The 26,474-nt window shown below is 71.1% G+C and carries 29 protein-coding genes; 17 read left to right on the top strand and 12 right to left on the bottom strand.

Annotated features, from left to right (window positions below; translation table 11 throughout):
* Window positions 1–4 precede the first annotated feature (4 nt).
* Together AB0M82_RS12735 and phoU are read left to right on the top strand one after the other, a co-directional pair.
* Complete coding sequence (locus AB0M82_RS12735) at window positions 5–2,008, top strand: LCP family protein (protein WP_364720682.1); 2,004 nt, start codon at window positions 5–7, stop codon at window positions 2,006–2,008.
* Between the two features lie 83 nt (window positions 2,009–2,091).
* Window positions 2,092–2,757, top strand: a complete 666-nt coding sequence (gene phoU, locus AB0M82_RS12730) for a phosphate signaling complex protein PhoU (RefSeq protein ID WP_364720680.1) — start codon at window positions 2,092–2,094, stop codon at window positions 2,755–2,757.
* An 85-nt stretch (window positions 2,758–2,842) separates the two neighbouring features.
* Here phoU and pstB read toward each other — a convergent pair whose 3' ends face one another.
* The 6 genes from pstB to AB0M82_RS12700 all read right to left on the bottom strand — a co-directional run bounded on the left by pstB (window position 2,843) and on the right by AB0M82_RS12700 (window position 8,782).
* The gene (pstB, locus tag AB0M82_RS12725; protein WP_364720677.1) at window positions 2,843–3,619 is read right to left on the bottom strand and encodes a phosphate ABC transporter ATP-binding protein PstB; all 777 of its coding nucleotides are present in this window, start codon (window positions 3,617–3,619) and stop codon (window positions 2,843–2,845) included.
* Between the two features lie 10 nt (window positions 3,620–3,629).
* Window positions 3,630–4,547, bottom strand: coding sequence for a phosphate ABC transporter permease PstA (gene pstA, locus AB0M82_RS12720; protein WP_364720674.1), 918 nt, complete (start codon window positions 4,545–4,547; stop codon window positions 3,630–3,632).
* Between the two features lie 2 nt (window positions 4,548–4,549).
* The gene (pstC, locus tag AB0M82_RS12715) at window positions 4,550–5,470 is read right to left on the bottom strand and encodes a phosphate ABC transporter permease subunit PstC (protein WP_364721000.1); all 921 of its coding nucleotides are present in this window, start codon (window positions 5,468–5,470) and stop codon (window positions 4,550–4,552) included.
* A 199-nt stretch (window positions 5,471–5,669) separates the two neighbouring features.
* Window positions 5,670–6,800, bottom strand: coding sequence for a phosphate ABC transporter substrate-binding protein PstS (gene pstS, locus AB0M82_RS12710; protein WP_364720671.1), 1,131 nt, complete (start codon window positions 6,798–6,800; stop codon window positions 5,670–5,672).
* A 226-nt stretch (window positions 6,801–7,026) separates the two neighbouring features.
* Window positions 7,027–7,956 (bottom strand): mycothiol synthase, encoded by a 930-nt coding sequence (gene mshD, locus AB0M82_RS12705; protein ID WP_364720669.1) that lies wholly within the window; start codon window positions 7,954–7,956, stop codon window positions 7,027–7,029.
* A gap of 70 nt (window positions 7,957–8,026) precedes the next feature.
* Window positions 8,027–8,782, bottom strand: coding sequence for a response regulator transcription factor (locus AB0M82_RS12700; RefSeq protein ID WP_364720667.1), 756 nt, complete (start codon window positions 8,780–8,782; stop codon window positions 8,027–8,029).
* Between the two features lie 152 nt (window positions 8,783–8,934).
* Here AB0M82_RS12700 and AB0M82_RS12695 point away from each other — a divergent pair, with 152 nt between their 5' ends.
* The 9 genes from AB0M82_RS12695 (at window position 8,935) to AB0M82_RS12655 (ending at window position 15,008) form a co-directional block, all read left to right on the top strand.
* Window positions 8,935–9,828: a DUF2993 domain-containing protein gene (locus AB0M82_RS12695; protein ID WP_364720665.1), complete on the top strand. Its 894-nt coding sequence runs from the start codon at window positions 8,935–8,937 to the stop codon at window positions 9,826–9,828.
* A 10-nt stretch (window positions 9,829–9,838) separates the two neighbouring features.
* Complete coding sequence (locus AB0M82_RS12690) at window positions 9,839–10,273, top strand: thioredoxin family protein (RefSeq protein ID WP_364720662.1); 435 nt, start codon at window positions 9,839–9,841, stop codon at window positions 10,271–10,273.
* Window positions 10,274–10,537: 264 nt separating this feature from the next.
* Window positions 10,538–10,969, top strand: a complete 432-nt coding sequence (locus AB0M82_RS12685) for a DUF4395 domain-containing protein (RefSeq protein ID WP_364720660.1) — start codon at window positions 10,538–10,540, stop codon at window positions 10,967–10,969.
* Window positions 10,970–10,997: 28 nt separating this feature from the next.
* The gene (locus AB0M82_RS12680; RefSeq protein ID WP_364720657.1) at window positions 10,998–11,834 is read left to right on the top strand and encodes a sulfurtransferase; all 837 of its coding nucleotides are present in this window, start codon (window positions 10,998–11,000) and stop codon (window positions 11,832–11,834) included.
* Window positions 11,834–12,145: a DUF1416 domain-containing protein gene (locus tag AB0M82_RS12675; protein ID WP_364720655.1), complete on the top strand. Its 312-nt coding sequence runs from the start codon at window positions 11,834–11,836 to the stop codon at window positions 12,143–12,145. Before AB0M82_RS12680 ends, AB0M82_RS12675 begins: the two co-directional genes overlap by 1 nt.
* 242 nt (window positions 12,146–12,387) lie before the next feature.
* A complete protein-coding gene (locus tag AB0M82_RS12670) occupies window positions 12,388–13,002 on the top strand; it encodes an FABP family protein (protein ID WP_364720652.1) in 615 nt (204 codons plus the stop codon).
* 4 nt (window positions 13,003–13,006) lie between these two features.
* Window positions 13,007–13,603: an allophanate hydrolase subunit 1 gene (locus AB0M82_RS12665; RefSeq protein ID WP_364720650.1), complete on the top strand. Its 597-nt coding sequence runs from the start codon at window positions 13,007–13,009 to the stop codon at window positions 13,601–13,603.
* Window positions 13,600–14,457 (top strand): biotin-dependent carboxyltransferase family protein, encoded by an 858-nt coding sequence (locus AB0M82_RS12660; protein ID WP_364720648.1) that lies wholly within the window; start codon window positions 13,600–13,602, stop codon window positions 14,455–14,457. Before AB0M82_RS12665 ends, AB0M82_RS12660 begins: the two co-directional genes overlap by 4 nt.
* Window positions 14,458–14,582: 125 nt before the next feature.
* Window positions 14,583–15,008, top strand: a complete 426-nt coding sequence (locus AB0M82_RS12655; RefSeq protein ID WP_364720645.1) for a hypothetical protein — start codon at window positions 14,583–14,585, stop codon at window positions 15,006–15,008.
* Here AB0M82_RS12655 and AB0M82_RS12650 read toward each other — a convergent pair.
* Window positions 14,987–15,835 (bottom strand): aminodeoxychorismate lyase, encoded by an 849-nt coding sequence (locus tag AB0M82_RS12650; RefSeq protein WP_364720642.1) that lies wholly within the window; start codon window positions 15,833–15,835, stop codon window positions 14,987–14,989. The two genes, AB0M82_RS12655 and AB0M82_RS12650, sit on opposite strands and share 22 nt — an antisense overlap.
* Before the next feature lie 31 nt (window positions 15,836–15,866).
* Here AB0M82_RS12650 and AB0M82_RS12645 point away from each other — a divergent pair, with 31 nt between their 5' ends.
* The 3 genes from AB0M82_RS12645 to AB0M82_RS12635 are packed head-to-tail and all read left to right on the top strand — an operon-like array spanning window position 15,867 to window position 18,557.
* Complete coding sequence (locus AB0M82_RS12645; RefSeq protein ID WP_364720639.1) at window positions 15,867–17,006, top strand: folate-binding protein; 1,140 nt, start codon at window positions 15,867–15,869, stop codon at window positions 17,004–17,006.
* Between the two features lie 49 nt (window positions 17,007–17,055).
* Window positions 17,056–17,625: an aerial mycelium formation protein gene (locus tag AB0M82_RS12640; RefSeq protein WP_364720637.1), complete on the top strand. Its 570-nt coding sequence runs from the start codon at window positions 17,056–17,058 to the stop codon at window positions 17,623–17,625.
* Complete coding sequence (locus tag AB0M82_RS12635; RefSeq protein WP_364720634.1) at window positions 17,622–18,557, top strand: asparaginase; 936 nt, start codon at window positions 17,622–17,624, stop codon at window positions 18,555–18,557. The genes AB0M82_RS12640 and AB0M82_RS12635 overlap by 4 nt, the downstream gene beginning before the upstream one ends.
* 116 nt (window positions 18,558–18,673) lie before the next feature.
* On the opposite strand, the gene AB0M82_RS12630 is transcribed toward AB0M82_RS12635, so the two are convergent.
* A complete protein-coding gene (locus tag AB0M82_RS12630) occupies window positions 18,674–19,570 on the bottom strand; it encodes a hypothetical protein (protein WP_364720631.1) in 897 nt (298 codons plus the stop codon).
* A 207-nt stretch (window positions 19,571–19,777) separates the two neighbouring features.
* Between AB0M82_RS12630 and AB0M82_RS12625 the strand changes: the two genes are divergently transcribed.
* Together AB0M82_RS12625 and AB0M82_RS12620 are read left to right on the top strand one after the other, a co-directional pair.
* Window positions 19,778–19,969, top strand: coding sequence for a DUF3073 domain-containing protein (locus AB0M82_RS12625; RefSeq protein WP_364720629.1), 192 nt, complete (start codon window positions 19,778–19,780; stop codon window positions 19,967–19,969).
* A gap of 191 nt (window positions 19,970–20,160) precedes the next feature.
* A complete protein-coding gene (locus AB0M82_RS12620) occupies window positions 20,161–21,015 on the top strand; it encodes a 3-hydroxybutyryl-CoA dehydrogenase (protein WP_364720626.1) in 855 nt (284 codons plus the stop codon).
* Here AB0M82_RS12620 and AB0M82_RS12615 read toward each other — a convergent pair.
* Genes AB0M82_RS12615 through AB0M82_RS12600 form a run of 4 tightly spaced genes read right to left on the bottom strand, consistent with a single transcriptional unit; the run spans window position 21,006 to window position 25,144 of the window.
* Entirely contained in the window at window positions 21,006–21,833 is an 828-nt protein-coding gene (locus AB0M82_RS12615) for an ECF transporter S component (protein WP_364720624.1), read from the bottom strand. The genes AB0M82_RS12620 and AB0M82_RS12615 overlap by 10 nt on opposite strands.
* Window positions 21,830–23,428 (bottom strand): ATP-binding cassette domain-containing protein, encoded by a 1,599-nt coding sequence (locus tag AB0M82_RS12610; protein ID WP_364720621.1) that lies wholly within the window; start codon window positions 23,426–23,428, stop codon window positions 21,830–21,832. Before AB0M82_RS12610 ends, AB0M82_RS12615 begins: the two co-directional genes overlap by 4 nt.
* Window positions 23,425–24,501 carry a CbiQ family ECF transporter T component gene (locus AB0M82_RS12605; protein ID WP_364720618.1) on the bottom strand — a complete coding sequence of 359 codons (1,077 nt, stop codon included), beginning with the start codon at window positions 24,499–24,501 and terminating at the stop codon, window positions 23,425–23,427. Before AB0M82_RS12605 ends, AB0M82_RS12610 begins: the two co-directional genes overlap by 4 nt.
* Entirely contained in the window at window positions 24,491–25,144 is a 654-nt protein-coding gene (locus tag AB0M82_RS12600; RefSeq protein ID WP_364720616.1) for a hypothetical protein, read from the bottom strand. Before AB0M82_RS12600 ends, AB0M82_RS12605 begins: the two co-directional genes overlap by 11 nt.
* 77 nt (window positions 25,145–25,221) lie before the next feature.
* Between AB0M82_RS12600 and AB0M82_RS12595 the strand changes: the two genes are divergently transcribed.
* On the top strand, window positions 25,222–26,130 hold the full coding sequence (locus tag AB0M82_RS12595) for a Gfo/Idh/MocA family oxidoreductase (RefSeq protein WP_364720613.1): 909 nt from the start codon (window positions 25,222–25,224) through the stop codon (window positions 26,128–26,130).
* Window positions 26,131–26,474: the final 344 nt, after the last annotated feature.

Here is a 26,474-nt window from a genome sequence, read left to right as displayed (position 1 = left end):
CCGAGTGCCGGACGAGCACGACAGCCCGGGAACCGGTCGCCGCAGCGACAGTCCCGCGCGGCCCCGCACCGGCAGACGGCGATCGATGGAGGACCAGGGCGGGATCAGCGTCTCCGACGTCGTCGCCAGGACCACCGGCGCCCGCCCCCTCCCGCCGCGCGAGCAGCAGGACCGGGCCGACCAGCCAGGACGCCGGGTCCGCACCGCCGAACCACCCGCGCCGCCGGCTCCGGCCCGTGCCACGCAGCCGCCGCGCGCACCTCGGCCGGCGCAGGCGCCCGCCGAGAACCCAGTACCCACGGACGTCACTCGTCAATCGCGCCCGCCGCGACCGCGTCAGCCGCGCCGCACGACCGCGGCCGCGCCGCTGCCCGAGGCCCCGCCCCAGCGCCGCCCGTCGGCCGCGGCCCCGGGCTCGCAGCAGACGTCCGCGCCGCAGCCGCCCCGGCGGCCCCGCCGTCCCGCGCCCGACGGCGCCGCCCCGCAGCGCCCCCAGCCCGGCGCGGCCGACCCGGACGCCCCCACGCAGAAGCGGCCGCCGGTCACCGGGGTGGGCTCGGCGCCGCCGCGCGCCGCGCTCGACCCGATGACCATGACCGACGAGATGGAAGCGATCGACGAGGCGACGCAGGTCCGCCGCAAGATCGACAACACGCTCGCCCGGTTCTCGGCCGCGCACGACGAAATGGAAGCCGAGGAGGCGAAGCGGCGCGAACGCCGTGACCGGCTGACACCTGCTTCGCTGCTCGAGAGCACACGGACGGCGCTTCAGCGCGTCGTCGCGCCGGTACCGTCGGAGGAACTGGAGGTCGACGCCGCCGAGCAGGCCGCGCAGACCCGGCTCCAGGAGAAGAAGCAGCGGAAGTTCGACCGCTCGGTCCGGTTCGGGCGGATCGCCGCGGCCGTCGTCGCCGGTCTCGTGTTCCTCGGCATCGGCGGCGCGTGGGGCGCCCAGACCTACTTCGACGCGAAGTTCACCCAGGTCTCCGCGCTCGACGAGAACTCGGCCGACATCCAGGACGCCGACGCGCAGGCCAACGACGAGAACTTCCTGATGGTCGGCTCCGACACCCGTGACGGCGCGTCCGCCGAGGAGGGCGTCGGCACCGCCGACAGCAACCCGGGTGCGCGAAGCGACACCGTGATGGTGGCGCACATCCCGGCGGACCGGAAGCGGGTCGTCGTCACGTCGTTCCCGCGCGACCTCGAGATCGACCGGCCCGACTGCCAGCGCTGGGACCCGGCGCAGAACAAGACGACCGACCAGGTCTCTCCGCGGCAGAAGATCGCCAAGCTCAACACCGCGTACGCGGTAGGCGGGCCGGCCTGCGTGACCAAAGTGATCCAGCAGATCACCGGCCTGCGGATCAACCACTTCGTCGGCATCGACTTCAACGGCTTCAAGGAGATGGTCGACGCCGTGCACGGGGTCACCGTCCACACCGACAAACCGATCGACGACGAGATCCTCGGCAAGGTCCTGATGCAGACCGGTGACGTGACGATCTCCGGCGACCAGGCGCTGAACTTCGTGCGCGCACGGCACGTCAAGGCCGACGTGGCGAAGTCGGACTACGACCGGATCAAGCGGCAGCAGGAGTTCATCGGCGCGCTGCTGAAGAAGGTCATGTCGTCGGACGTCGTGCTCGACCCCGGCAAGCTCAGCGACTTCATCAACGCCTTCGCGAAGGCCACTTTCGGTGACAACCTCGGCGTCAAGCAGATGATGACGCTGGCGCAGTCGATGAAGGGCCTGGACCCGTCCAAAATCACATTCCTCACCGTCCCGACGGTCGGCATCGCCAACGGCCGTGGCAACGAGGTCCTCGTCCGCAGCAAGACGAAGGCCCTCTTCGACGCGCTGCGCAACAACACCCCGCTGCCCGACCCGAACGCGCCGGTCCCGGTGAGCGAGCAGGCCCCGCCGACCAGCACGTCGAAGTCGTCGTCCAAGTCGTCGTCCAGCGGCAAGACGTCGACGAGCAGGAAACCCGGCACCACCGGCTGAGCCGCGAGGATCGTTAGTCCGGGTTCACGTGGGGTTCACCCTTCGATGCGGTATTTGGCCGCGGTTGGCCGTAGGGTTGGGCCATGCGTGAGGCTTACCATGTCGAACTCGAACAGCTCGCCGACCACCTGGCCGCGATGTCGGTCCAGGTCGCCGAAGCCATGGAGCGTGCGACGCGGGCACTGCTGGAGGTCGATCTCGGTCTCGCCGAGCAGGTGATCAGCGACGACGCGAAGGTGGACAACGCCCGCGCCCAGTGCGAAGAGCAGGCGTACGCGCTGCTGGCCCTGCAGGCGCCGGTGGCGACCGATCTGCGCACGGTGCTCGCGGCGATCCACGCCGCGGAAAGCCTGGAGCGGATGGGCGACCTGGCGCTGCACGTGGCGAAGGCCGCTCGGCGCCGCCACCCGGAGCCGGTGCTGCCGGACGCGGTGCGGCCGTACTTCGCCGAGATGGGCGAGGTCGCCGTGAAGCTGGCCCGCTCGACCGAGCAGGTCATCAAGACGAAGGACGTCGAAGCGGCGAAGACGCTCGAGACCGACGACGACCAGGTCGACGACATCCACCGCCACCTGTTCACCGTCCTGATGGACCGCGAGTGGCCGTACGGTGTGGCGGCGGCAGTCGACGTCACCCTGCTGGGCCGCTTCTACGAGCGCTACGCCGACCACGCGGTGTCGGTCGCGAAGCGGATGATCTTCGTGGTCACCGGCAAGATGCCGGGCTACGGTTCCACCGAAGAAGTCTGAGCCCTGCCACGAAAAAGCCCCTGACCGCATGGCCAGGGGCTTTTCGTGGGCGCAGGAGACCCGGCGCCCACCGTCCTTTTAGGACTCAGCCGAAGCGGCCGGAGATGTAGTCCTCCGTGGCCTTTTCGTGGGGGTTGGAGAAGATCTTCTCCGTGTCGTTGAGCTCGACCAACCGGCCCGGCTGCCCCACGCCGGCCAGGTTGAAGAACGCCGTCTGGTCGGAAACCCGCGCCGCCTGCTGCATGTTGTGCGTGACGATGACGATCGTGTAGTCCTTCTTCAGCTCGCCGATCAGGTCCTCGATCGCGAGCGTGGAGATGGGGTCCAGCGCCGAGCACGGCTCGTCCATCAGCAGCACGTCCGGCTGGACCGCGATCGCGCGCGCGATGCAGAGCCGCTGCTGCTGACCACCCGAGAGGCCACCGCCCGGCTTGTTGAGGCGGTCCTTGACCTCGTTCCACAGGTTCGCGCCGCGCAGGGCGCGCTCGGCGATGTCGTCGAGCGTCTTCTTGCCCTTGGTGCCACCCAGTTTCAGGCCCGCGACGACGTTGTCCCGGATGGACATCGTCGGGAACGGGTTGGGGCGCTGGAACACCATGCCGATCGTGCGGCGCACCTGGACCGGGTCGACCGCCGACGCATAGATGTCCTCGCCGTCCAGCAGCACCTGGCCGTCGACACGCGCACCCGGAATGACTTCGTGCATGCGGTTGAGCGTGCGCAGCACCGTCGACTTGCCACAGCCCGACGGGCCGATGAACGCGGTGACGTTGCGCGGCGGCACGGACAGGGTGACGCCGTCCACGGCGTGGAACTTGCCGTAGTAGATGTCCACGTCCTTGACGTCGATTCGCTTGGCCATCAGAAACAGCTCACTTCTTCTTCGGCGCGACCAGGCGCGCGAACACGGTGGCGAGGAGGTTGATCAGGGCGATGATGAGCACCAGGGTCAGTGCGGCGCCCCAGATCCGGTCGAAGCCGACCGAGCCCGGCTCCATCGGGTTGCTGACGCGTTCGTTGTTCATCAGCAGGGGCAGCGCGGCCTGCTCGCCTTGGAAGATGTCCCAGTTCGTGTAGGCCGAGTAGCCGACGAGGACCAGCAGCGGCGCGGTTTCGCCCATCACGCGGGCGAGGGCCATCATGACGCCGCCGATGATGCCGGACATCGCCGTCGGGAGCACGATCTTCATGATCGTCTTCCACTTCGGCACGCCCAGCGCGTACGACGCCTCGCGCAGGTCGTCCGGGACGATCCGCAGCATCTCCTCCGACGAGCGGACGACCACCGGGATCATCAGCAGCACCAGGGAAAGCGAGACGGCGAAACCGCTGCGCGGCAGGCCGAGCGTCGTGATCCAGAGCGCGTAGATGAACAGTGCGGCCACGATGGACGGGACACCGGACAGGATGTCCACCATGAACGTGGTGGTCCTGGCGAGCTTGCCGCGGCCGTACTCGACGAGGTAGATCGCGACGAGCATGCCGACCGGCACCGCGATGACCGCGCAGACGAGACCCTGCAGCAGGCTGCCGACGATGGCGTGCAGCACGCCGCCGCCGACCTCGTCGGACAGCACGTCCCCGAAGTCCTGGCTCCACCAGTTGCTGTACGGGATGCGCTTGATGCCATTCGCGACCACCGTGTAGAGCACCCACACCAGCGGGACGACGGCGATCAGGAACGACAGCCAGACCAGCGTGGTCGCGACGCCGTTCTTGACCTTGCGGGCCAGGCTGACCTGCTGGAAGGCGGGAGTCGCCGCGGGCGCTTCGAGCGAAGTGGTGGACATGCTCAGTCCCCCTTCTTGGCGATGATGGCCCGGGCGGCGAAGTTCACGAGGAAGGTGAGCACGAACAGCACCAGGCCGGCCGCGATGTACGCGCCGGCCGAGACCTCGTTGTTGAATTCGCTGTAGTTGGCGGCGATCTTCGAGGCGAAGGTGGCTCCGCCGTCGAAGAGGCTCCAGTCGAAGTTCTTGCCCTGCGGGATCAGCAGGATGACGGCCAGCGCGATCGTCTCGCCCAGCGCGCGGCCGAGGCCGAGCATGGACGCGCCGACGTAGCCTGCCTTGCCGAACGGCAGCACCGTCGTGCGGATGACCTCCCAGCGAGTGGCGCCGAGCGCCAGCGCGCCCTCGAGGTGCGGCGTCGGCGTCCGCTCGAAGACCTCGCGCGAGAGCGACGTGATGATCGGCAGGATCATCACGGCCAGCACGATGCCCGCGGTGAAGATCGTGCCGCGCACGCTCGGGGCGACGTTGCCCGGAGCCAGCAGCGGGAACCACGAGAACGTGTCGTTGACCCACTGCGCGAACGGCTCGATCGCCGGCGCGAACACCAGGATGCCCCACAGGCCGAAGATGATCGACGGCACCGCGGCGAGCAGGTCGATGATGTACGCGAACGGCCGCGCGAGCCGCGGCGGCGCGTACTGGGTCAGGAACAGCGCGATGCCCAGCGAAACCGGCATCGCGATGACCAGCGCCACGAGCGACGTCGCCACCGTCACCTCGAGCAGGTCGAGGATGCCGAACGACATGTTCGCGGGGTCGCTGGTCGACCAGCCGTGGTTGGTCAGGAAGTTGGCTTTGTCGGCCTTCAGCGCCGGGATCGCCTGGATGAGCAGGAACAGCCCGATCAGGCCGATCAGGCCGACGACGAAGACACCGGCCCCGATGGTCAGGTTCTGGAAGATGCGGTCACCGGGCCGCACCTTCTTCGGCTTCTCGCTCGCGGGCGGCTCGGGCGCCGCCGGGGAGCCTGGTTGCTCCGAAATCGGATCCTCCGGGGGCGTCGTGGCGGACGACGAACGCCCACCGGGGTCGCCGGTGGGCGTTCGCGTCGAGGATGACTCGCTCATCAGCTACTTCTGACCAGCCTCTATCAACTCGGGGAGCTGCCGCAACACCAGGTCAGGAGATGGCCTGGACCGCGGCCAGGACCTTGGTCTGCAGCGACGACGGGATCGGCACGTAGCCCTTCGCGGACAGCGGCTGCTGCCCGTCGGTGGCCGCCACCGTCAGGAACGCCTTGACGGCCTTCGCGACGTCGGGGTTCGCGTACTTCGAGCAGACGATCTCGTAGGTCGTCAGCAGCAGCGGGTAGGCACCCGGGGTGTTGCTGGCGTAGATGCCGTTGAGGTCGAGCGCGAGGTCGTTCGTGCCCTCCTTGAGGAACTTCGCCGCGTCGAGGGACTTGGCCACGTTCTCCGAGCTGAGCTCGACACCGCCGGAGCCGCTGTCGATCAGGGCCGCGGTCAGGCCGTCCTTCGCGAACGCGCCCTCGACGTAGGTGATACCGCCGTCGGAGGCCTTCACCGCGGTCGCGACGCCGTTGGAGCCCTGCGCGCCGTTGCCGACACCGCCGTTGAACTTCTTGCCGGCGCCCTTGGTCCAGTCGGCCTTGGCCGCCGCACCCAGGTACTTCTGGAAGTTGTCGGTGGTGCCCGACTCGTCGGAGCGGGAGACGACCTGGATGGCCTTGTCGGGCAGGTTCAGGCTCTCGTTGCCCTTGACCGCCTTGATGGCCGGGTCGTTCCACTTGGTGATGGCACCGCTGAAGATCTTGGCGGTGACCGACGGGGTCAGCGCCAGCTTGTCCACACCGGACAGCTTGTAGGCGACCGCGATCGGGCCGACCACGAGCGGGATGTTCCAGGCGTCGCTGGCGCAGCGGGCCTTGGCGGCCGCCGCGTCGGCGTCCTTGATCGGCGAGTCCGAGCCGCCGAAGTCGATCTGGTTGGCGTTGAACTGCTTGACGCCCGCGCCCGAACCGCTCGGGTTGTAGTTGACCTGCTGGCCCTTGCACTTCTTGCCGAACTGCTGCGTGAAGATGTCGATCGCGTTCTTCTGCGCCGACGAGCCTTCCGCGGACAGCGGGCTCTTGCCGCCGCACTGGACATCGGCCGTGGCGGTCCCGGCCGGGGCGGCAGCGGAGTTCGAGCTGCTGCTGTTGGACGCCGCGGGGTCAGTGCCACAGGCGGCGAGCACGAGAGCGGCGCTCGCCACGATGCCCACCGCGCTCAGGGGCCGCATGATCTTCACTGCTATTTCCTCCATCAGGAGCTTCGCCGGTTCGGCCGGCGGATGTCGCCGCGCCGGATCCGGACACTAGGCAGCCCTGGTGGACGGTCGGCCGTGAACAAATGAACGCGAAGTGAACAAGGCCGCCGATGTGAGGAGTGCGACTCCCCCGAAAGGCCGCCGTGTCCTTGCTGTGACCTGCGTCTTTGCCCTCAGTGACGAGGTGTTCGCACGGCGTCGACCGTGGTCACCGACCGTACTGGACGTCGGTTTCGTGACGCGTGAACCCGAGCTTCGTGTAGACGGCCAGAGCCGGCGCGTTGTCGCCTTCGACGTACAGGATGATCTGCCGCAACCCCAGGTTCGCGAGGTGCCGCAGTCCGGCGAGGGTGAGCGCCCGGCCGAGCCCGCCGCCCTGCGCCCCCGGGTCGACGCCGACGACGTAGACCTCGCCGACGCGCTCGCCGTCGAACCGGCCCGGCGTCGGCTCGTGCACCTTCGTCCAGTGGAAGCCGATGACAGTGTCATTCGGACTGCCCGCTGCTGCGCCTTCCAAAACTGCGAGGAAGAAGCCGTCGGCGTCGAACCACGGCCGCCGCTCGTCGGCACGGATGTCGTCGGCGGTCAGCGCGCCCTGCTCGGGGTGCCAGTCGAAGGCCCGCGCGTTGACCCGCGCCACGGCGTCCTCGTCCTGACCCGGCACGAACGTCCGCAGCGAGACGCCGTCGCGCAGCACCGGCTCCGGCCAGTCCGCGCCTTCGACGAGCGCGTGCAGGATCAGCAGCTCGCGCTTGCGCTCCAGACCGGCCTTCAGCGCCAGCCTCCGCGCCGCCGGGTGGTCGCCGTGCGCCCAGACCCGGAACCCGACCGCGGCACGCTCGTCGAGCGCCTGAAGCAGCTTCGCGCCGTAGCCGCGGTCGCGGTGGGCGGGGTGCACGAACAGCTCGGCGACCTGGTGCCCGAAGGAGTCACCCGTGGTGTCGAGGTGCGCGTAGCCGACGACCTCGCCCTCGACGCAGGCGACGAGGTGCTCACCACCGTCGAACTCGCCGGGCAGCGGCCCCTCGGGCGCCACCTCGGGCCGCCCGTCCGCCTCGCGCACGGCCAGCAGGAGCCCCCGCACGTCCTCGTGCTGTCGCTCGTCCAGTTCCTGGCGCCACTCGCCGTCTCCGCTCACCCTGCGACCGTACCGCCGCGGGACGCAACGCGAAGGTCGTGCGAAGCGTCCTGTCGTGAGCGAAGGGGGATCAGTGCGCGAGTTCGGGTGTGTCGGCCGGGGCCTCGGCGGTGGCCTGCGCGGGCACCCCCGGGCGCGGCGCGTTGCCCTTGGCGGGCCGCTCGAACTTGTAGCCGACGTTGCGCACGGTGCCGATCATCTGCTCGTGCTCCGGGCCGAGCTTGGCGCGCAGCCGCCGGACGTGCACGTCGACCGTGCGCGTGCCGCCGAAGAAGTCGTAGCCCCAGACCTCCTGCAGCAGCTGCGCGCGGGTGAACACCCGGCCCGCGTGCTGCGCGAGGTACTTGAGCAGCTCGAACTCCTTGTAGGTGAGCTCCAGCGTGCGACGCCGCAGGCGCGCGGTGTACGTCGCCTCGTCGATCACCAGCTCGCCGACCCGCAGCTCGGCCTCGACCTGCTGGGAACCGCCGTCGCGGGTCGTGACCAGCCGCAGCCGGGCATCGACCTCGGCCGGGCCCGCGGTGGGCAGGAGGATGTCGTCGGTGCGCCACTCGGCGCTGACCGCCACCAGGCCACCCTCGCCGACGACCGCGATGATCGGGGTGGACGCCTCGTCTTCACTGGTGCCCTTGAGCAGCCGGCAGAGGCTCTTCGCCGAGGCCAGGTCGCTGCGGGCGTCGAGGACGATCACGTCACGGTGCCCCGCGTCGAGCAGGGCGGTCACCTCGGGAGCGCGGACGCGTACGGTGTGCGGCAGCAGGTCCAGCGCCGGGAGTACCGCGGTGGCGTCGGCCTCCGCGGTCAGTACCAGAAGGTCCAGGCTCATGAGCCGCACCGCCTTCACAAGTCGTCGCCTTACGGTGGCGTTTGCCGGTGCTAAGTGAGAATAGCGGCTGAACGGCCGGGCACCTAACCCTTGCTGGATCGATCACACGTGGACAAACCCCGGTGCCCCCGACGAACAGGAGTACGGACGCGATGGTGAGCAGGCCCGTGACCCGGGACGACCGACCCGCACCGAGGCCGGACGCGCGGCGCCGCGGGCGCCGGCTGCGACGCTGGGTGATCGCTTTGGTGGTTCTGGTGCTGCTGCTGGTCGGCGCCGATTTCGGGGCCGCCGCGTACGCCGAGCACATGATCTCGCAGAAGGTGCGCACGCAGCTGCAGCTGAGTGACGACCCGTCGGTCACGATCCACGGCTTCCCGTTCCTCACGCAGGCACTCGGCGGTGACTACAGTCACATCAGCGTGTCCGCCGCCGGCGTTCCGGTCGCCGACAAGCTCCAGGACGTCGCGGTGAACGCCGAACTCGAGAACGTCACGGCGCCGCTGTCGGACCTCTCCGCGGGCAACACGAAGGCGATCACCATCGGCGAGCTGACCGGCTCGGTCACCATCAAGGCCGCCGACCTGGCCAGGGTCGCGCCGCTGGACAAGATCAAGGACCTGCGCATCGAGCCGTCGGCCAAGGCGTACGTCGAGAACGGCGACGCGGCCCAGAGCGAGCCGACGCCGACCCCCACGACCACCGACGGCCAGCCCGTCGACGAGTCGAGCACCGGTGTCCGCATTTCGGGACACCTTCAGTTCGCGGGCCGGGATCTGGAAATCTTCTGCTTCGCGATGATCGAGGCCGACGCGAAGGGCGGGAAGATCAACTTCGTCCCGAAGCGGCTCCAGTTCGGGAATGACCAGGAGACCACCGTCGTTCCCCGGGCGGTGCAGAACGCGCTGATGCCGAGCTTCAAGGCGTCGATCAGCACCAAGGAACTGCCGCTGTCGGTCACCCCGACCGGCGTGCGGGTGCAGAGCGGATCGGTGACGATCAAGGGCGAGGCGACGAACGTGTCCTTCGCGGAGCTGAGCAAGTAAGGAGCGACCGGTGACGGGACTCTGGGTGCTCATGGCGACGCTGGTGGCCGCCGTGGCCGCCGGCGTGCTGCTGCGGGCGCGCAACGGGCGCGTACGCGCGGCGAAGCCCGCCGCGCCCGCCCGTGCGCTGCCGGGCCCCGTCACCGCCGTGCTCGACCCGGCGGTCGCGGTGACGCTGGTCCAGATCTCCACCACCTTCTGCGCGCCCTGCCGGCACGCGAAGGCCGTGCTCGGGCCGCTCGCCGAGCGCACCGACGGCCTGCGCCACGTCGAGCTCGACGTCACGAACCAGCCGGAAGTGGCGCGGTCGCTGTCCGTGCTGCGGACGCCGACCACGATCGCGCTCACCCCGGACGGCCGGGAGCTGCTGCGCGTCGGCGGCGTCCCGAAGGGCCCCGATCTCCTGGCCGCCCTGCGGCCTCATCTCACGACTCGGACGTCCTGACCAGGGCGATGTCCCAGAAAACGGGAATCGTCCCAAGGTATGAACGTGGTTCCCACTCTGAGGGAGCTCTGGGTACCCTCGCACCCGTGACCGGGCTGACCACCTTCTTGACGCAGCGACGCGCAGTCGACCTCTGCCGCGTCCGCAGCAGCCTGTGTCGTGTCCAGCCCGACCGGCGCTGAAGCACGTCCGGTCCCCACCAGCCCTGATGCACGCTGACGCGTGCCGTTCGCCCGCACCCCTGGAGCTCCAGCTGGAGGAACCATGTCCGCCGGACCGGCCGTCGACCCGCGAGGCCCGCGGTTCGCCGCCATCCTGACCACGATCGTGCTCGCGGTCGTCCTGGTCACCGAGTGGTGGCCGTTGCTGGCGATCCAGACCGTCGTGTTCGCCGTCGGCGCGTTCGTCGGGCTCAAGCAGATGCCGTACTCGATCGTCTACCGGTACGTATTGGCCCCGCGCCTCGGCCCGGCCGGCGAGCGCGAGGACGCGGCGCCGCTGCGGTTCGCCCAAGCCGTGGGGTTCGTGTTCGCCCTGGTCGGCACGTTCGGCTTCGCCGTCGGGATCGACGCGCTCGGCATCGTCGCCACGGCGTTCGCGCTGTTCGCGGCCTTCCTCAACGCGACCTTCGGCTTCTGCCTCGGCTGCGAAATGTACCTGCTGATCAAACGCTTCAGCCCCGCCCGCACTTCTTGAAGAACAACCCAGAAAGAGAGTTCTGTCCATGAGCCGTGAAGACGTCCTGGTCACCACCCAGTGGGCCGAAGAGAACCTGGACACCCCCGGCGTCGTGTTCGCCGAGGTCGACGAGGACACCAGCGCCTACGACGCCGGCCACATCCGGGGCGCGGTGAAGCTCGACTGGCGGAAGGACCTGCAGGACGGGGTGCGCCGGGACTTCGTCTCCAAGGAGGGCTTCGAGCGCCTCCTCTCGGAGAAGGGCATTTCCAACGACGACCTCGTGATCCTCTACGGCGGCAACAACAACTGGTTCGCCGCGTACGCGTACTGGTACTTCAAGCTGTACGGCCACGAGAAGGTCAAGCTGCTCGACGGCGGCCGCAAGAAGTGGGAGCTCGACGGCCGTGAGCTGAACTCCGACGAGGTCAAGCGCGAGGCGACGAGCTACCAGGCGCAGGACCAGGACCTGTCGCTGCGCGCGTTCCGCGACGAGGTCGTCCAGTCGATCGGGTCGAAGAACTTCGTCGACGTGCGCTCGCCCGACGAGTTCTCCGGCAAGCTGCTCGCGCCGGCGCACCTGCCGCAGGAGCAGTCCCAGGTCCCGGGGCACATCCCCGGCGCGCTGAACGTGCCGTGGGCGAAGGTCGCCAACGAGGACGGCACCTTCAAGACCGAGGACGAAATCAAGGAGCTGTACAAGGACGAGGGCATCGACGAGGGCAAGGGCACCATCGCCTACTGCCGCATCGGTGAGCGCTCCTCCATCGCGTGGTTCGCGCTCCACGAGCTGCTGGGCTACGAGGACGTGAAGAACTACGACGGTTCGTGGACGGAATACGGCTCGCTCGTCGGCGTGCCGGTCGAGTTGGGAGCTAAGTGATGGCGGTTGACGATAGCTGCGGCGCACCGGTCCAGGAGGCCACGCCGTCGGATTACGACACGCGCGGGCAGGTCGTGCTCGCCGGCAAGGTGACCGGCGCGAACGGACCGGTCGGCGGCGCGTTCGTCCGCCTGCTGGACGGCGGCGGCGACTTCACCGGCGAGGTCGTCTCGTCGGCCGAGGGCGACTTCCGCTTCTACGCGGCGCCGGGTGACTGGACGGTGCGCGCGCTGCACCGCACCGGCAACGGCGAGGCGTCCGTCACCGCGGAGGGGCCGGGCGTGCACCAGCTGGCGATCTCGGTCGGCTGAGTTCGCTTCACCCGTGAAGGCCACCTCGAGTCCTCGAGGTGGCCTTCACGGCGTTTCGGGGGTGCCGCCGTCGGTGACCGTGCTCACCGCGGCGACCCTGCGCCGGGCCGGGCGGGGCCGGGCGGACTATCCTCCGAGGCGTGGAAATCCTGTTTACGACCCTGCTGGTGCTGGCGGGCATCGCGATCACCTGGTTCGCCGTGTACGTCGTCTACCGGCTTTACGCGGACCAGCGCTGACCCATGACCGCCAGCGGCGACGAAGCCATCGCGGCAGCCGAGATGCGCGCGGAGAGCACACGTGCGCGCAACCTCCCGCTGTGGGACGACCTGCCCATCCCCAACGACACCGCGAACCTGCGCGAGGGGCCGAACCTCAACGACGCCTGCCTCGCGCTGCTGCCGCTCGTCGGCGTCTGGCGCGGTGAGGGCGAGGTCGACTACCCGACCATCGACGGCCCGCGCAAGTTCGCGCAGCAGCTGACCCTCTCGCACGACGGCCGTCCGTTCCTCATCCACGAGTCGCGCTCGTGGCTGCTCGACGACGACGGCAACGTCATCCGCCCCGCCGCCCGCGAGACCGGGTTCTGGCGGCCGCAGGAGGACGACACGATCGAGCTGCTGCTCACGCACAACACCGGCATCGTCGAGCTGTACTACGGCAAGCCGCGCAACCAGACGTCCTGGGAGCTCGGCACCGACGCGGTGATCCGGACGGCCACCGCGAAGGACGTCACCGCGGCCCAGCGGCTGTACGGCCTGATCGACGGCTCCCTCGGCTACGTCGAGGAGCGCGCGATGATGGGCCAGGAGATGCAGCCCCACACCTCGGCCATGCTGCGCCGCGTCGTCGGCTGACGCGGTGCGCTGGCGGCGGTGTGGCGAAGACGCCGCCCTGCTGGACTGTGATTCCCTCGAGCAGATGCGGGCGGCGCACGCGACCGTCTGCGCGGCGCGCCCCGAAGGCGTCGTCGACCTCGTGCCCGGCGCGCGCAGCCTGCTGGTCGTCGGCGACGTGGCCGCCGTGCGCGCGTTGCTGGCCGACGCCGATCTCACCCACCCGCCCGCCGGCGAGCCACGCGAAGTGACCCTCGACGTCCGTTACGACGGCGACGACCTTTCCCTGGTCGCCGAGGACGCCGGGGTTTCCACGGACGCCGTCGTCTCGCTGCACACCGAGGCCGTCTACACGGTCGCGTTCACCGGGTTCGCGCCCGGGTTCGGCTACCTGACGGGCCTCCCGGCCCCACTGCGGCAGCCGCGGCTGGAATCCCCGCGCACCCGCGTCCCGGCCGGGTCGGTCGGGCTCGCGGGCGAGTTCACCGGCGTCTACCCGCGCGAGTCGCCGGGTGGCTGGCGGCTGCTCGGGCACACGTCGGCGACGCTGTTCGACCCCCACGCCGACCCGCCGGCGCTGTTCGCGCCGGGCGACCGCGTCCGCTTCCGGAGCGTCCGATGAGGACCTTGGAGGTGCTGGATCCCGGCCGGTACGCGCTGGTGGAGGACCTGGGCCGGCCCGGCTACGCCCACCTCGGTGTCGCGCCTTCGGGTGCGCTGGACGCGGCGTCGCTGCGCCTGGCGAACCGGCTCGCCGGCAACACCGAAGCGGCGGCGGGCATCGAGGCCCTGCTCGGCGGCCTGTCGGTGCGCTTCACGGCGGCGGCGACGGCGGCGGTGACCGGCCCGGCGGTCGAAGTCCGGGTCGACGGCCGTTCGGTCGGCTCCCACGCGCCGCTGGCCGTCCGAGCCGGGCAAACCCTGTCCGTCGGCACCGCTTCGACCGGGCTGCGGTGCTACCTGGCCGTGTCCGGCGGGATCGCGGTGGAGCCGGTGCTGGGCAGCCGGTCGCGGGACGTCCTGTCCGGCATCGGCCCCGCGCCGTTGACCGCCGGTGACGTGCTCCCGCTCGGTGCCCCGGCCGGGATCCCGGCCGGGGCGGACGTGGTCGTCCCCGCCGCGGCCCCGGCGGACCTCGTGGTCCCGGTGACCCTCGGCCCCCGCGACGACTGGCTCGACGAGCCGGCCCACGGGCTCTCGGCCTGGTGGACGGTGACGGCCGACTCGAACCGCGTCGGCCTGCGGCTGGACGGGACGCCGTTGCGGCGGGCCGACCGCTTCGCCGAGGTCGAACTCCCCAGCGAAGGCGTGGTCACGGGCGCGATCCAGGTGCCGCCGAGCGGCCTGCCGGTGGTGTTCCTCGCCGACCACCCGACCACCGGCGGCTACCCGGTGGCCGCCGTCGTCCGGACCGCCGCGCTGGGCGCGCTCGCGCAAGCCCGCCCGGGCACCCGGATCCGCTTCCGCCCCGCCTGAGGAATGCGGCACTTTCACGTGAAAGTGCCGCACGGGGCAGCCACCCGGGTGAGACCCAGGTCACGCCGTGCACCCTTCCGGGTAGGGGCCGGAACCATGTCGCGCCGTCGCCCGTCCTGATAGTCGTGGAACAGGTGACGATCAGCGGTGGCACGGGTTTCCTCGACGTGAACACGCGGGTGCGGGCGGACCTGCCCCAGGCCCTGCGGATCGCCCTCGCCACCGGGCAGCTGCGCCGCCCGCTGGCCACCACGCTCGGCCCGGTCCTCGACCTGCTCGTCGACGGCGACTACCGCGTGAGCGGCCCGGAACGGCTGCCGGACGACCAGGAGCTCACCCCGACCGACGCCTGGCCGCCGTCCGACGAGGCCCGCGTCGGCTACTACCGGACCGCGATCCGCACCGGCCACCGCCCGGTGGCGGTGGTGCTGGCCGACGGCGGCCGCGAGCTGATCATCGACGGCCACCACAAGATCGCCGCCTACCGCGCGGAAGACGTCGCCCCCGCCGTCGTCCGGATCGCCCAGGGTCAGGCGTACTCGGCTTCGTAGGCCGCCATCAGCTCGGCGTACACGGCCGAGGAGTCCGGCAGCCGCTCGCCGTCGAGCGTGTGCACCCGGACCACCTTGCGCACCGAGGACGCCATCATCACGGCGTCGCCCTCGACCAGGTCGCGGACGGTCAGCGGCTCCACCTTGACCGCCCAGCCCGCCTGCTCGGCGCCGCGGAACAACGCGGCCTGGGTCGTGCCCGGGAGGATGCCGATGCTCGGCGGCGGCGTGTAGAGCGTCCGGCCCTTCGCCAGCACCACCGTCGACGTCGGGCCTTCGAACACCGAACCGTCGGCGGCGGTGAAAATCACATCGTCGGCGCCGCGGCGGCCGGCCTCGCGCAGCGCGGCCATGTTCACGCCGTACGACAACGGCTTCGCGCCGAGCAGCAGCCACGGCGCGCGTTCGGCGAGGTCCGGCGGGAAGCCGCGTTCCAGGGTGACCGCGGCGACGCCTTCGGCGCGCGCCCGCAAGATCGACGGCGGGATCTCCGAACCGAGCGCGAAGCCGGTCGGCACCGCGTCCGGGTCGCCGTCGGAACCCCTCGTGTACACCAGTTTCAGCACCATTTCGGGGCCACCGGCCCACGTTTCGAGCACCCGGGAAACCACGCGTTCCCAGGCGGCGAGGTCGGGCTCGGGCAGGTCGAGCATGGCCGCCGAGCGGGCCAGCCGCTCAAGGTGCGGCCGGAGTTCGCGGGGCCTGCCGTCGACCACGAGGATCGTTTCGAAGACGCCGTCGCCGCGCATGAGCCCGAGGTCGTCCACCCGGATCTGGGCGGCGTCGGGGTCGGCCGGGGTTCCGTCGAGGAAGACGAGCACGCGCATGCCGACACCGTACTCACCTAGGCTGGGCGGTATGCCGTACCGCTCGCCGCTGCTGGACGTGCCCGGATCCATTCCGCCGCCTGACGACTACTCCGAAGCCGGAGTGCCCTGGCACTGGGGAGACCCGTTCGCCGAGCAGCGCACGGCCTCGCGCGGCGTGGTCGTGATCGACCGGTCGCACCGCGAGTTCATCGCCGTCACCGGTGCGGAACGGCTGTCGTGGCTGCACTTGGTGATCTCGCAGCACGTGACCGAGCTGGCCGAAGGCTCCGGCACCGAGGCGCTGGTCCTCGACAGCCAGGGCCGCGTCGAGTCGCACATGGTGCTGGCGCACCTCGACGGCACCGTGTACCTCGACACCGACCCGGGCCAGAGCGTGACCAGCGCGCTGCCCAAGGGCGGCCCCCAGACGCCGCGCGAGTACTTCGAAGCGATGAAGTTCTGGTCCAAGGTGGACATCCGCGACGCGACCGGCGAACTCGCGCTGCTCACCGTGCTGGGCCCGGACGCCGAGCGCGTGCTGAGCGCGGTCGGCGCCGAGGTCGGGCCCGAGCCGTACGCGGTCGCGGCGCTGGCCGGCGGCGGTTTCGTCCGGCGGATGCCGTGGCCCGGCCGGTCCGGCGTGGACCTGGCGGTGCCGCGCGACGGGCTCGTGGACTGGTGGCGGCGGCTCACCGACGCGGGCGCCCGCGCGGCGGGCAGCTGGACGTTCGACGCCCTGCGCGTCGAGTCGCTGCGGCCGCGGCTCGGCATCGACACCGACGACCGCACGATCCCGCACGAGGTGGGCTGGGTCGGCTCGGCCGCGCACGTCGCGAAGGGCTGCTACCGCGGCCAGGAGACGGTGTCCAAGGTGCACAACGTCGGCCGTCCGCCGCGCAACCTGCTTCTGCTTCACCTCGACGGCTCACCGGACGTCACACCGGAGACCGGCGACCCGGTCCTGCTCGACGGCCGGAAGGTCGGCCGGATCGGCACCGTCATCCAGCACCACGAGCTCGGCCCGATCGCGCTGGCACTGATCAAGCGGTCGACACCGGTTGGCGCCGAGCTGCTGACCGGGTCCGAAGACAATCCCGACAACCTCGTCCAAGCCGCGATCGACCCCGACTCCGTGCCTGCGGAACTTCCCGCGCCGGGGCGCACCGCGGCGGCGCGACTTCGTGGCTGAACGCCAGCCCCTGACAGCGAGATCACCCGCGACCAGGATAAACTGCGCTGTGATCGAAGTGCGGCCCGGCGGCAGGCGGCGGATCGACCGCGTGCTCGGCCCGGGATACCTCAGCGGCTTGGGTGAACTGCCGCTGAAGGTGCTGCGCGAGCGGCGCGACGAAGCCGCGCAAGAAGAGACGGATCTGTCCTATCTGCGCCGGCTCCTGCACGCCCGGATCGACATCGTGCGCGCGGAGCAGACACGGCGCAGCTCCGGCGGGGAGTCCAGCATCGTCGACCAGCTGGCCACGATCCTCGCCGACAACGCGCTGGGCCCGGCCGCCGGTTCCGGCCGCCACCAGCAGCTCGAGCCGTCACGGGCCGGGGAACACCGGCGGCACGCCGAAGCCCTGATCGGCGACACCGACCTGACCGACGTCGAGTCGCTGTCGGACGAAAAGCTCGCCTCCGCTTTGGACACCTACGCCCGTGAAGAGCTGTTGGTGTCGTCCTTCCGCCGCGAGGTCCAAGGCGTGATGGACACGCTCAACGCGGAGATCGCGCAGCGCTACCAGCAGGGTTCGGCCACTGTGGACGAGCTGCTCGAGAGCGAACGCGGGCGCGGCGAGGGGCAGTGACCAACCCGGTCCTCGCCGAGGTCGTCCGCTCCGGTTTCGTCGAAAGCACCCACCGCGGCGCGCTCGTCGTGACCGGCCCCGAAGGCGAAGCCCGGCTGGCGCTGGGCGACGTCACCTCACCCGTCTTCCCCCGCTCGTCCAACAAGCCGCTGCAGGCGGTCGGCATGCTGCGGTCGGGATTGGACTTCACCGGTGAGGACCTGGCGCTGGCCTGCGCGTCGCACTCCGGCGAGCCCGCGCACGTCAAGCGCGTCCTCGAGCTGCTGGAGGCGGCCGGGCGGCACGAAGACGACCTCGCCTGCCCGCCCGACTTCCCGCTGCACGTGCCGAGCATGCGGGACGCCGCCGAGCCGCGGCGGGTGATGATGAACTGCTCCGGCAAGCACACCGCGATGCTGACCACCTGCGTCCGGGCGGGCTGGCCGACCGACGGTTACGAAGCGCCGGACCACCCGCTGCAACAGGCCATCGCCACCGTCGTCGCCGAGCTGACCGGCGAGCCGATCGCGCACACGGGCGTCGACGGCTGCGGCGCGCCGCTCTTCGCGTTCTCGCTGACGGCGCTGGCGCGCGCGTTCGGCCGGCTCGCGAGCGCGGCGGATGGGCCGTCTTCGACGGTGGCGTCGGCGATGCGGGCCCACCCGTGGCTGGTCGCCGGCACCGGGCGCGAGGACACGGAGCTGATGTCCGCCGTGGACGGTCTCGTGGCGAAGGGCGGCGCCGAAGGTGTCCAGGCGTTCGCGCTGCCGGACGGGTTCGCGGTGGCGATGAAGATCGACGACGGCGCGAAGCGGGCCTGCGCGCCGCTGGCTGTCGAAGCGCTCAGGTACCTCGGCGTCGACGTGTCGGGCCTCGAAGCGCTCGCGCACGGCTCGGTGCTCGGCGGCGGCCGCCCGGTCGGCGAGGTCCGGGTGCCGGAACTGCGCGGCTGAGCAGCCCCCGATTTCCACGCTACCGGCGGGCACCGACAGGTTTCGTGCCGGAACGCCGTGAAGCCACCTTCCGTCCACAGGGTCCGTCGCAGGTGTGCCCAGCAGGCCCGGCGCCGTCAGTTGGAGCGTTCGCGGGCGGCCAGGTCGCCCCAGAACTCCCGCAGGTCGGAGAACAGTTCGGCCAGCTCCTCGACGTTGCCCGAGCGCAGCGCGTCCAGGATGTCGTGCACCTCGTCGGCGGTGTTGTCGGCCTCCAGGGCCGCGTCCGCGAAGAGCTGCACGAGACCGCCGTAGTCGAGCTCGACGACGGAGTCCGCGTGGAAGTTGTCCAGCCATCGCCGCGTCTCGTACAGCACGCGCCCCGGCCCGGAGTCGCCGAAGGTCTGTTCCAGCAGCTCACCGGCCTCGCGCGCCCGGTGCTGCGCGTCGGCGAGGGTGGTGCGCCAGGACAGCTCCCGCGCCGGGTCGTCGCGGCCGCTGCCGAGCACGAGCCGGCGCTCGTCCGGGTCGACCAGCACGAACCACGGCAGCGGGACGGTCCAGGTGGTGGACAGCGTGTGCGCCGCCGACGTGCTCAGGTCCGCCATGGCCGACTTCGTCCGGGAGCGGATCGTCTCCTGGGTGAACCCGCCCTCGTCGAGGACGACGTTCTTCAGCGCCGGATGGGCGTCCCCCAGGAAGGTGACCAGCGCGGCGGCCGAGCGGGCCCGCAGTTCGAGGGGGCAGACCAGCGGGCCGTGCGCGGCCTTGCCGCCGGGCACTTCGTCGGAGTCGAGCACCAGGACGTCGGTCAGCATGCTGGGCGCCGGACGGCCGTCGGCCAGCTCGGCGGGCAGCAGCCGCCGCGGCGCGGCGACCTGTGACTTGAGCCACATGGCCTGCTCGCGCCCGCCCGCGTCCGTCCGCCGCAGCTTGGCTGCCGCGACGGCAGCACGCAGCCGTTCGTCCGGCGGGTCACCCAGGGCGAGCAGGGGTTCGTACACCCGCAAGTAGGCCACGAAGGGACGGAGCACGAGTAGATCGTGGCACGCCTACCTGCGTCGATCGCCACCGACCGGCCGGTAACCGGCGTCCGGCGGACACTGTCGCCACCGGCACACCGTGCCACGTCGCATCGAACCCCCCGGACACGGTACGGTGTGAGCAGGAAAGAATTGTCGAGACGATGCGGGGCCGCCGATTCCCCCGGCCGCCCCGCCCCTGTGCGAGGGGGTCGAGCCATGGGGCGCGGCCGGGCTAAGGCCAAGCAGACGAAGGTGGCGCGCGAGCTCAAGTACAGCTCACACGAGACCGACTTCGATGCTTTGCAGCGCGAGCTGTCGAGTGGTTCCTCTAGTGGTCATTACGAGGAGCAGTCCGACAGCGATGATCAAGACCCGTACGACGACGGGTACGACGAGTACCGTCGTTGAGCACGCGTAATCGCGCGAGGGCGTAGCCGGGCAAACTCGGCAACCGCCCTCGCGCGTCGCGTGCTGCCCACTGTGCTGTCTGAAAGAGTGCTGTCTGAACGGGTGCTGTCTACAAGAGTGCTGTCCACAGTGTCGGCTAGAAGCACGTTGACGAGAGCACGCGGGCTGCGAAGCGATGAAGGAGTGAGCCGGTGGTAAGTCGGGTTGGAGTCGTCGGGGCGGGACTCATGGGTTCCGGCATCGCCGAGGTGCACGCCCGGGCCGGGTTGGACGTCGTGGTCACCGAGGTGAACCAGCCGGCGCTCGACACGGGCAAGGCGCGCATCGAGAAGTCGCTGCAACGCGGCGTCAAGAACGGCAAGCTCACCGCCGAGGACGCCGACGCGGCGCTCGGCAGGCTCCGCTTCACGACCGACATCGCCGAGTTCGCCGATCGCGATCTGGTCATCGAGGCGATCCTCGAGCAGGAGCAGGCGAAGGTCGACGTCTTCCGCCAGCTCGACAAGATCGTCGAAGCCGAGGACGCGCTGTTCGCGTCCAACACGTCGTCGATCCCGATCATGAAGCTGGGCATGGCGACGAGCCGGCCGCAGCAGGTGGTCGGCATCCACTTCTTCAACCCGGTGCCGGTGCTGCCGCTGGTGGAGCTGGTGCCCTCGCTGCTGACCAGCGACGACACCGCCCGCCGCGCGGAAGCGCACGCGACGACGGCGCTGGGCAAGACCGTGATCCGCTCACAGGACCGCGCCGGGTTCATCGTGAACTCGCTGCTGGTGCCGTACCTGCTCTCGGCGATCCGGATGATCGAGTCGGGCTTCGCCTCGGCGGAGGACATCGACCGCGGCATGGAGCTGGGCACGGCCCACCCGATGGGCCCGCTGCGGCTGTCCGACCTGATCGGCCTGGACACCATCAAGGCCATCGCGGACTCGATGTACGCGGAGTTCAAGGAGCCGCTGTACTCCTCGCCGCCGCTGCTGCTGCGCATGGTGGACGCGGGCCTGCTCGGCAAGAAGACCGGCCGGGGCTTCTACTCCTACGGCTGATCGAACGTCACGGGCGCGTCGAAGGCCGCTCGCCGGGCCGCCCGGCGCAGGACCGCCAGGACGGCCGGTCCCAGCAGGACGATCGCGACCGCGTTGGTGACCGCGCGGCCGGTGTCCCAGCCGAGGGTCGACGTCAGGACCGTGAACACCGCGAACCGGTGGAGGTTCTCCGCCAGCGGGGCACCGGGCACGAACCCGAGCCCGGCGGTGTCGCCGCCGAGTGACGCACCGGCGAGGAACGGCCACGACCACAGGCTCATCAGGAGCCCGAAGAAGTAGGCCGCGAACACGCCGTACGCCACCAGCAAGGCGATCTCCGCCTTGCCGCGGGCTCGCCGGGGCAGCAGCCCGGCGCCCAGCCCGATCAGCGAAGACGCGAGCATCTGGAACGGCAGCCACGGCCCCACGCCGGCGGTGAGCAGCGCCGACGTGAACAGCGACGTCGAGCCGAGCACGAACCCGAAGCCGGGCCCGAACACGCGGCCGGCGAGCACGAGCAGGAAGAACACCAGCTCGATGCCCCCGGTGCCGGCCCCGAGCGGCCGCAGGCCGGCGTTCACCGCCGACAGCACGCCGAGCAGCGCGAGCGCTTTGGCGTCGATGCCGCCGTCGGAGAGTTCGGCCAGGACGACGAGCATCAGCACCGGCAGGGTCGCCATGAACACGAACGGGGCGTCCGTGGTGTGCCCGGCCCCGCCGGGCTGTGGGTGCGCGAACAGCGGCCAGCAGAACATGGCGAGGCCGAGCAGCACGGCGACGCCGAGGACCAGCGCGGGCCGAAGCGAGAGCCGGACAACGCGCGGCGGCCTGCCGCTCATGTCAACGCTTCCGCGACCTCGTCCACCGTCAGCCATTGCTGCGGCGCCAGGATCTTCGCCACCTGCGGCGCGAACGACGGCGAGGCGACGATCACCTCCTTCGTCGGGCCGTCCGCGACGATCTCGCCCTCGGCCATGACCACCACGCGGTGCGCCACCGTCGCGACGAATTCGACGTCGTGGGTGGCCAGCACCACCGCCCGGTCCTGCGAGGCCAGCTCTCGCAGGACCGTGGCGAAGTGCCGTTTCGCGTGGTAGTCCAGGCCGCGGGTGGGCTCGTCGAGCAGCACGACCGGCGGCGCCGCCGCCAGCTGGACGGCCAGCACCAACGCCAGTCGCTGCCCTTCGGACAGGTCGCCGGGGTGCGCTTCACCGGCGATCCCGGGGGCGAGCCGGTCCAGCAGCGCCCGGGCCGTCCCCGCCGGCACCTCGGATTCGACGTCGGCCTGTGCGCACTCGGCGTCGACCGAATCGAGGTACAGCAGGTCGGCCGGTGTCTGCGGAACCAGCCCCACGCGCTGACGGGCCACCCGTGGCTTGAGCGACGCAGGATCCGCTCCGCCGACGTCGACCTTCCCCGCCGACCTCGGCCCACTGCCCTGCACCGCCCAGAGAAGCGACGACTTGCCGGAGCCGTTGCGTCCCATCAGCGCGACTATCTCCCCCGGCCCGACACGCAGGTCGACCCCGCGCACCGCCAGGACATCTCCGTAACGGACCACCACCTCTCTCACGTCCAGTGCTCGACCGGTCACCGAGAGAGTAGAACCCACCACCGACAATTTCTGAAGGCGAGACCGCAGCGGCCCCGCGACCCGCCGCGCGTCCCGCACCGACAGCGGCAGCGGCGACCACCCGGCCAGCCGCCCCAGCTCGACGATCGGCGGCGCGATTTCGGCCGTCTCCAGGACTTCCGCCGGCGGCCCGGACCGCACCGACCCGTCGCCCGGCAGGTACAGCAGCCGGTCGGCGTACTGCGCGACGCGCTCCATCCGGTGTTCCGCGACGACCACCGTGGTCCCGAGGTCGTGCACCAGCCGGGTGATCACCGCGAGCACGTCCTCGGCGGCCGTCGGGTCCAACGCCGACGTCGGCTCGTCGAGGACCAGGACCCGGGGGTGCGCCGTCAGCACCGAGCCGATCGCGACGCGCTGCTGCTGCCCGCCCGAAAGTGTCCGAAGTGGACGATGGCGCAGGTCCGCGATCCCCAGCAGGTCCAGGGTTTCCTCGACCCGCTTGCGCATGACGTCCGGCGGCACCGCGAGTTGCTCCATCGCATAGGCGAGTTCCTCCTCGACGGTGTCGGTCACGAACCCCGCCAAGGGGTCCTGCCCGACGACGCCGACGACCGAAGCCAGCTCGCGGGGCGGGTACGACGACGTGTCCAACCCGTCCACGAGCACGCGGCCGGCCAGCCGCCCGCCGGTGAAGTGCGGGACGAGCCCGTTGATCGCGCCGAGGAACGTCGACTTGCCTGCCCCGGTCGGCCCCGCGACCAGGCAGAGCTCACCCTCCTCGACCAGCAGCGAGACGTCGGAGAGCGCCGGCCGCGAAGCGTCGGGGTAGGTCACCGTGACGTGGGAGAACTCGATCACCGGACGACCTCCGAGGACGGCGGCCGGGGCGCGGCGAACGCCGGCACCGCCCCGACCAGCAGGGACAGCGCGGGCATCAACGACAGCGAAGGCCAACGCAACGGACTCAGCGACGGGTAGAGGTTCGCCGGGTCGACTCGCGCGGAGACGAACAGCAGCACGCACGCCCCCGCCCCGGCCACGACGACCAGCGTCTCCGGCCACCGCCACGGATCGGGCCGGTACGCCGTCCGCCGCACGCGCCGTCCACCGAGGACGAACCCCACGACGGCCACCACGAGCCCGGCCCCCAGCATCGGCACGCCGAGCCACGACGACGTCCCGTCGAGCACGCCGTAGACGCCGACGCACACGCCGGCCAGCCCGGCGAGCACGCACCCGGCGATCAGCGCGCGCAGCCCGGAGCTCAGATACGCCCGGCGGCCGTAGCCCCGGGAGTCCATCGCGGCCGCCAGCCGCAGGGACCGGTCCATCGCGTCCTCCAGCACCGGGACCACGATGCCCTTGACCGCCCGCAGCCCGCGAGTCCGGCCCGCCCGCAGCCGCCGGGCCCGCCGGACGCGTTGCACGCTCTCGACCAGTTGCGGTGCCACCGTCAACGCGACCGTCACCGCCGTGCCCACCTCGTACAACGCCCCGGGCACCGCCTTGAGCAGGCGTTTCGGGTTGGCGAGGGCGTTCGCCGCGCCGACGCAGATCACCATCGCCGCCAGCCGCAGACCGTCGTAGCACCCGCCGAGCAGTTCCTCCGCCGACGTCGGTCCGAGCAGCGACACCCCGGCCGCGAACGCCGGCAGCGGGATCCGCGGCAGCGTGAACAGCACGTGCCCGCTGTCCTCGCCGCCGATCAGGACCCGGAACAGCACACGCGACGCGACGATCAGCGCGCCGACGTAGACGTACAGCCGGAACGCCAGCGCCCATGGCGCGTCACTCCGCCGGTTCGCGACGACGAACCCGGCGACGGCGATGATCAGGCCGAGCAGCAGCGGGTTCGTGGTCCGGCTGGCCGCGACGGCCAGTGCGAGCGCCCAGACCCACCAGGCGCCGGGGTGCAGCGCCCTACTGCCCACGCCGTCGCCGTCGGCGCGACGAGGCGAACACCGCGGCGCCACCGACGACCAGGATCGCGGCGACCCCGAGCACCAGGCCCCACGGGAACTCGGCGCTCACGGGCTTCGCGCCGTCCGAAACGGGCGCCGACGTCTGCCGGACCGGCGGCACCCGAGGCGGCGTGGGCATGTCGTTCGCCGACTTCGGGCGGGCGAACGCCCAGCCCTCGAACCCACCCGGCGTCGGCTTCGCCGTCTGGGCGCCTTCCTGGCTCGACGTCCAGGCGCCGCCCGCGGGCGCGTGCCAGTAGCTCCAGTACGCCGTGGCCGACGGCATTCCCGCGCACGACTCGACCTCGGGACCGGGCTTGCCTTCGATCCGGCAGGCCACGGCCAGGCCGTACTTCTGCGAGCCGGCGACCTCGATCCCGGCGTCCTGGAGGGCCGCGACGCCGGTCGCGGGCGTGCCGGGCGCGCAGCGGACCAGCGGCTGCGGGCCCAGGTCGCCGAAGTCGACGACCACCGTCACGCCGCCGCCCTCCGGGCAGTACCCGTCCGTGCCCTTCCCCGGCACGGTCGCCGACGCGGGGACGGCACCGGCCAGGCAGGCGGCCAGCAGCACGGCACCGGCGGCGGCGAGACGGGCGAAACGCGAGGCGATCATGCAGGCACTTTATCGAGATCGGCGCTCGCCGAAGGTTCGGTTCCGGCGCGACACGGGACACACCTAGACTGCTGCCTGTGGGACAGCTCATCGCGGACGGACAGCTGCGCGTCGGCCTGCTCGGCACCGGCCCGTGGGCGAGGACGGTGCACGCGCCCGGCCTGGCGGATCACCCCGGCACGGCGCTGACCGCGGTCTGGGCCCGGCGGCCGGAGGCGGCGCAAGCGCTTGCGGAGACGCACTGCGCGAGCGCCGCGGGCAGCCTCGAAGAGCTGTTCGAGCAGGTGGACGCCGTCGCGTTCGCGGTGCCGCCCGCCGTCCAGGCGGAGCTGGCCGTGCGCGCGGCCGAAGCCGGGAAGCACCTGATCCTGGAGAAGCCGATCGCCGCCGACCTGGCCGGCGCGCAGCGGCTCGCCGACGCGGTCGCGGGCGCGGGTGTCGCCGCGCTCGTCGTGCTGACCCTGCGGTTCTCCGCGCAGACCCAGGAGTGGCTCGCCGGCCTGGCCGAGGCGGGCGGCTGGGCGGGCGGCGGTGCGCGCTGGCTGTCCGGCGCCCTGCTCGGCGGCGACTACGCGGCGTCGGAGTGGCGCCAGGACGATGGCGGCGCGCTGTTCGACATCGGTCCGCACGCGCTGGACATGCTGGACGCCGCCCTCGGCCCGATCACCGAGGTCGTGGCTGCCCGGCAGAGCCCAGGCGACCTCTGGCACCTCATGCTCGCCCACGACGGCGGCGTGATCAGCACCGCCACGCTCTCGCTCCGGCTTCCGGTGCGGCCCACCGTCGTCGAGGTCGCCGTCTGGGGTCAGCACGGCTACCGCACGCTCGGGCGCAAGCCCGGCTCGGCGCAGGAGTCCTACACCGCGCTGCTGGACGACTTCGCGGCGATGATCGCGAGCGGCACCACGGCGCACCCCTGCGACGTCCGGCGTGGCCTGCACCTGCAGGCCCTGCTCGCGCAAGCGCGGGAATTGGCCGCCAAGTAGTACACAGGCACACCTCGCGGATTTAGGTTGTGAACCAAGGGTTCCCGAGGTTGTCCCCAATTTCATCCACAGGGTTGTCCACAGCATCCACAGTGGACGGTGTGCCTCCAAACCGAACCACGGAAACCCGCGCCGCGCCACCGGAAAGATCACCGGATAGTGCGGTCCGCTCGGAGTGCCGACGTCCTGCGGAACACGGCCATCGTGCACCCGGAACGCCAGAAAACCTGTTGCGGGTCATGCGAAACTGGGCCCGAAGAGCCCTTCGAGTCAAGGAATGACCGCCTATGCCTGGCGCCGCACCCGGCGTCGGCCCCCGCTAGGCCCGACGCCCAGCGCTCCAC

Origin of the sequence: Amycolatopsis sp. NPDC051128, from assembly GCF_040682715.1 — a bacterium.
Taxonomy (GTDB): Bacteria; Actinomycetota; Actinomycetes; order Mycobacteriales; family Pseudonocardiaceae; genus Amycolatopsis.
This window is presented reverse-complemented; position numbering and strand designations above follow the sequence as displayed.

What these genes read in the sequence shown, in the direction of transcription:
- phoU (WP_364720680.1), top strand. Translation starts at nt 2,092, where the DNA reads ATGCGTGAGGCTTACCATGTCGAACTCGAACAGCTCGCCGACCACCTG.
- pstB (WP_364720677.1), bottom strand. Translation starts at nt 3,619, where the DNA reads ATGGCCAAGCGAATCGACGTCAAGGACGTGGACATCTACTACGGCAAG.
- pstA (WP_364720674.1), bottom strand. Translation starts at nt 4,547, where the DNA reads ATGTCCACCACTTCGCTCGAAGCGCCCGCGGCGACTCCCGCCTTCCAG.
- AB0M82_RS12700 (WP_364720667.1), bottom strand. Translation starts at nt 8,782, where the DNA reads ATGAGCCTGGACCTTCTGGTACTGACCGCGGAGGCCGACGCCACCGCG.
- AB0M82_RS12695 (WP_364720665.1), top strand. Translation starts at nt 8,935, where the DNA reads ATGGTGAGCAGGCCCGTGACCCGGGACGACCGACCCGCACCGAGGCCG.
- AB0M82_RS12685 (WP_364720660.1), top strand. Translation starts at nt 10,538, where the DNA reads ATGTCCGCCGGACCGGCCGTCGACCCGCGAGGCCCGCGGTTCGCCGCC.
- AB0M82_RS12680 (WP_364720657.1), top strand. Translation starts at nt 10,998, where the DNA reads ATGAGCCGTGAAGACGTCCTGGTCACCACCCAGTGGGCCGAAGAGAAC.
- AB0M82_RS12675 (WP_364720655.1), top strand. Translation starts at nt 11,834, where the DNA reads ATGGCGGTTGACGATAGCTGCGGCGCACCGGTCCAGGAGGCCACGCCG.
- AB0M82_RS12670 (WP_364720652.1), top strand. Translation starts at nt 12,388, where the DNA reads ATGACCGCCAGCGGCGACGAAGCCATCGCGGCAGCCGAGATGCGCGCG.
- AB0M82_RS12660 (WP_364720648.1), top strand. Translation starts at nt 13,600, where the DNA reads ATGAGGACCTTGGAGGTGCTGGATCCCGGCCGGTACGCGCTGGTGGAG.
- AB0M82_RS12650 (WP_364720642.1), bottom strand. Translation starts at nt 15,835, where the DNA reads ATGCGCGTGCTCGTCTTCCTCGACGGAACCCCGGCCGACCCCGACGCC.
- AB0M82_RS12645 (WP_364720639.1), top strand. Translation starts at nt 15,867, where the DNA reads ATGCCGTACCGCTCGCCGCTGCTGGACGTGCCCGGATCCATTCCGCCG.
- AB0M82_RS12625 (WP_364720629.1), top strand. Translation starts at nt 19,778, where the DNA reads ATGGGGCGCGGCCGGGCTAAGGCCAAGCAGACGAAGGTGGCGCGCGAG.
- AB0M82_RS12615 (WP_364720624.1), bottom strand. Translation starts at nt 21,833, where the DNA reads ATGAGCGGCAGGCCGCCGCGCGTTGTCCGGCTCTCGCTTCGGCCCGCG.
- AB0M82_RS12600 (WP_364720616.1), bottom strand. Translation starts at nt 25,144, where the DNA reads ATGATCGCCTCGCGTTTCGCCCGTCTCGCCGCCGCCGGTGCCGTGCTG.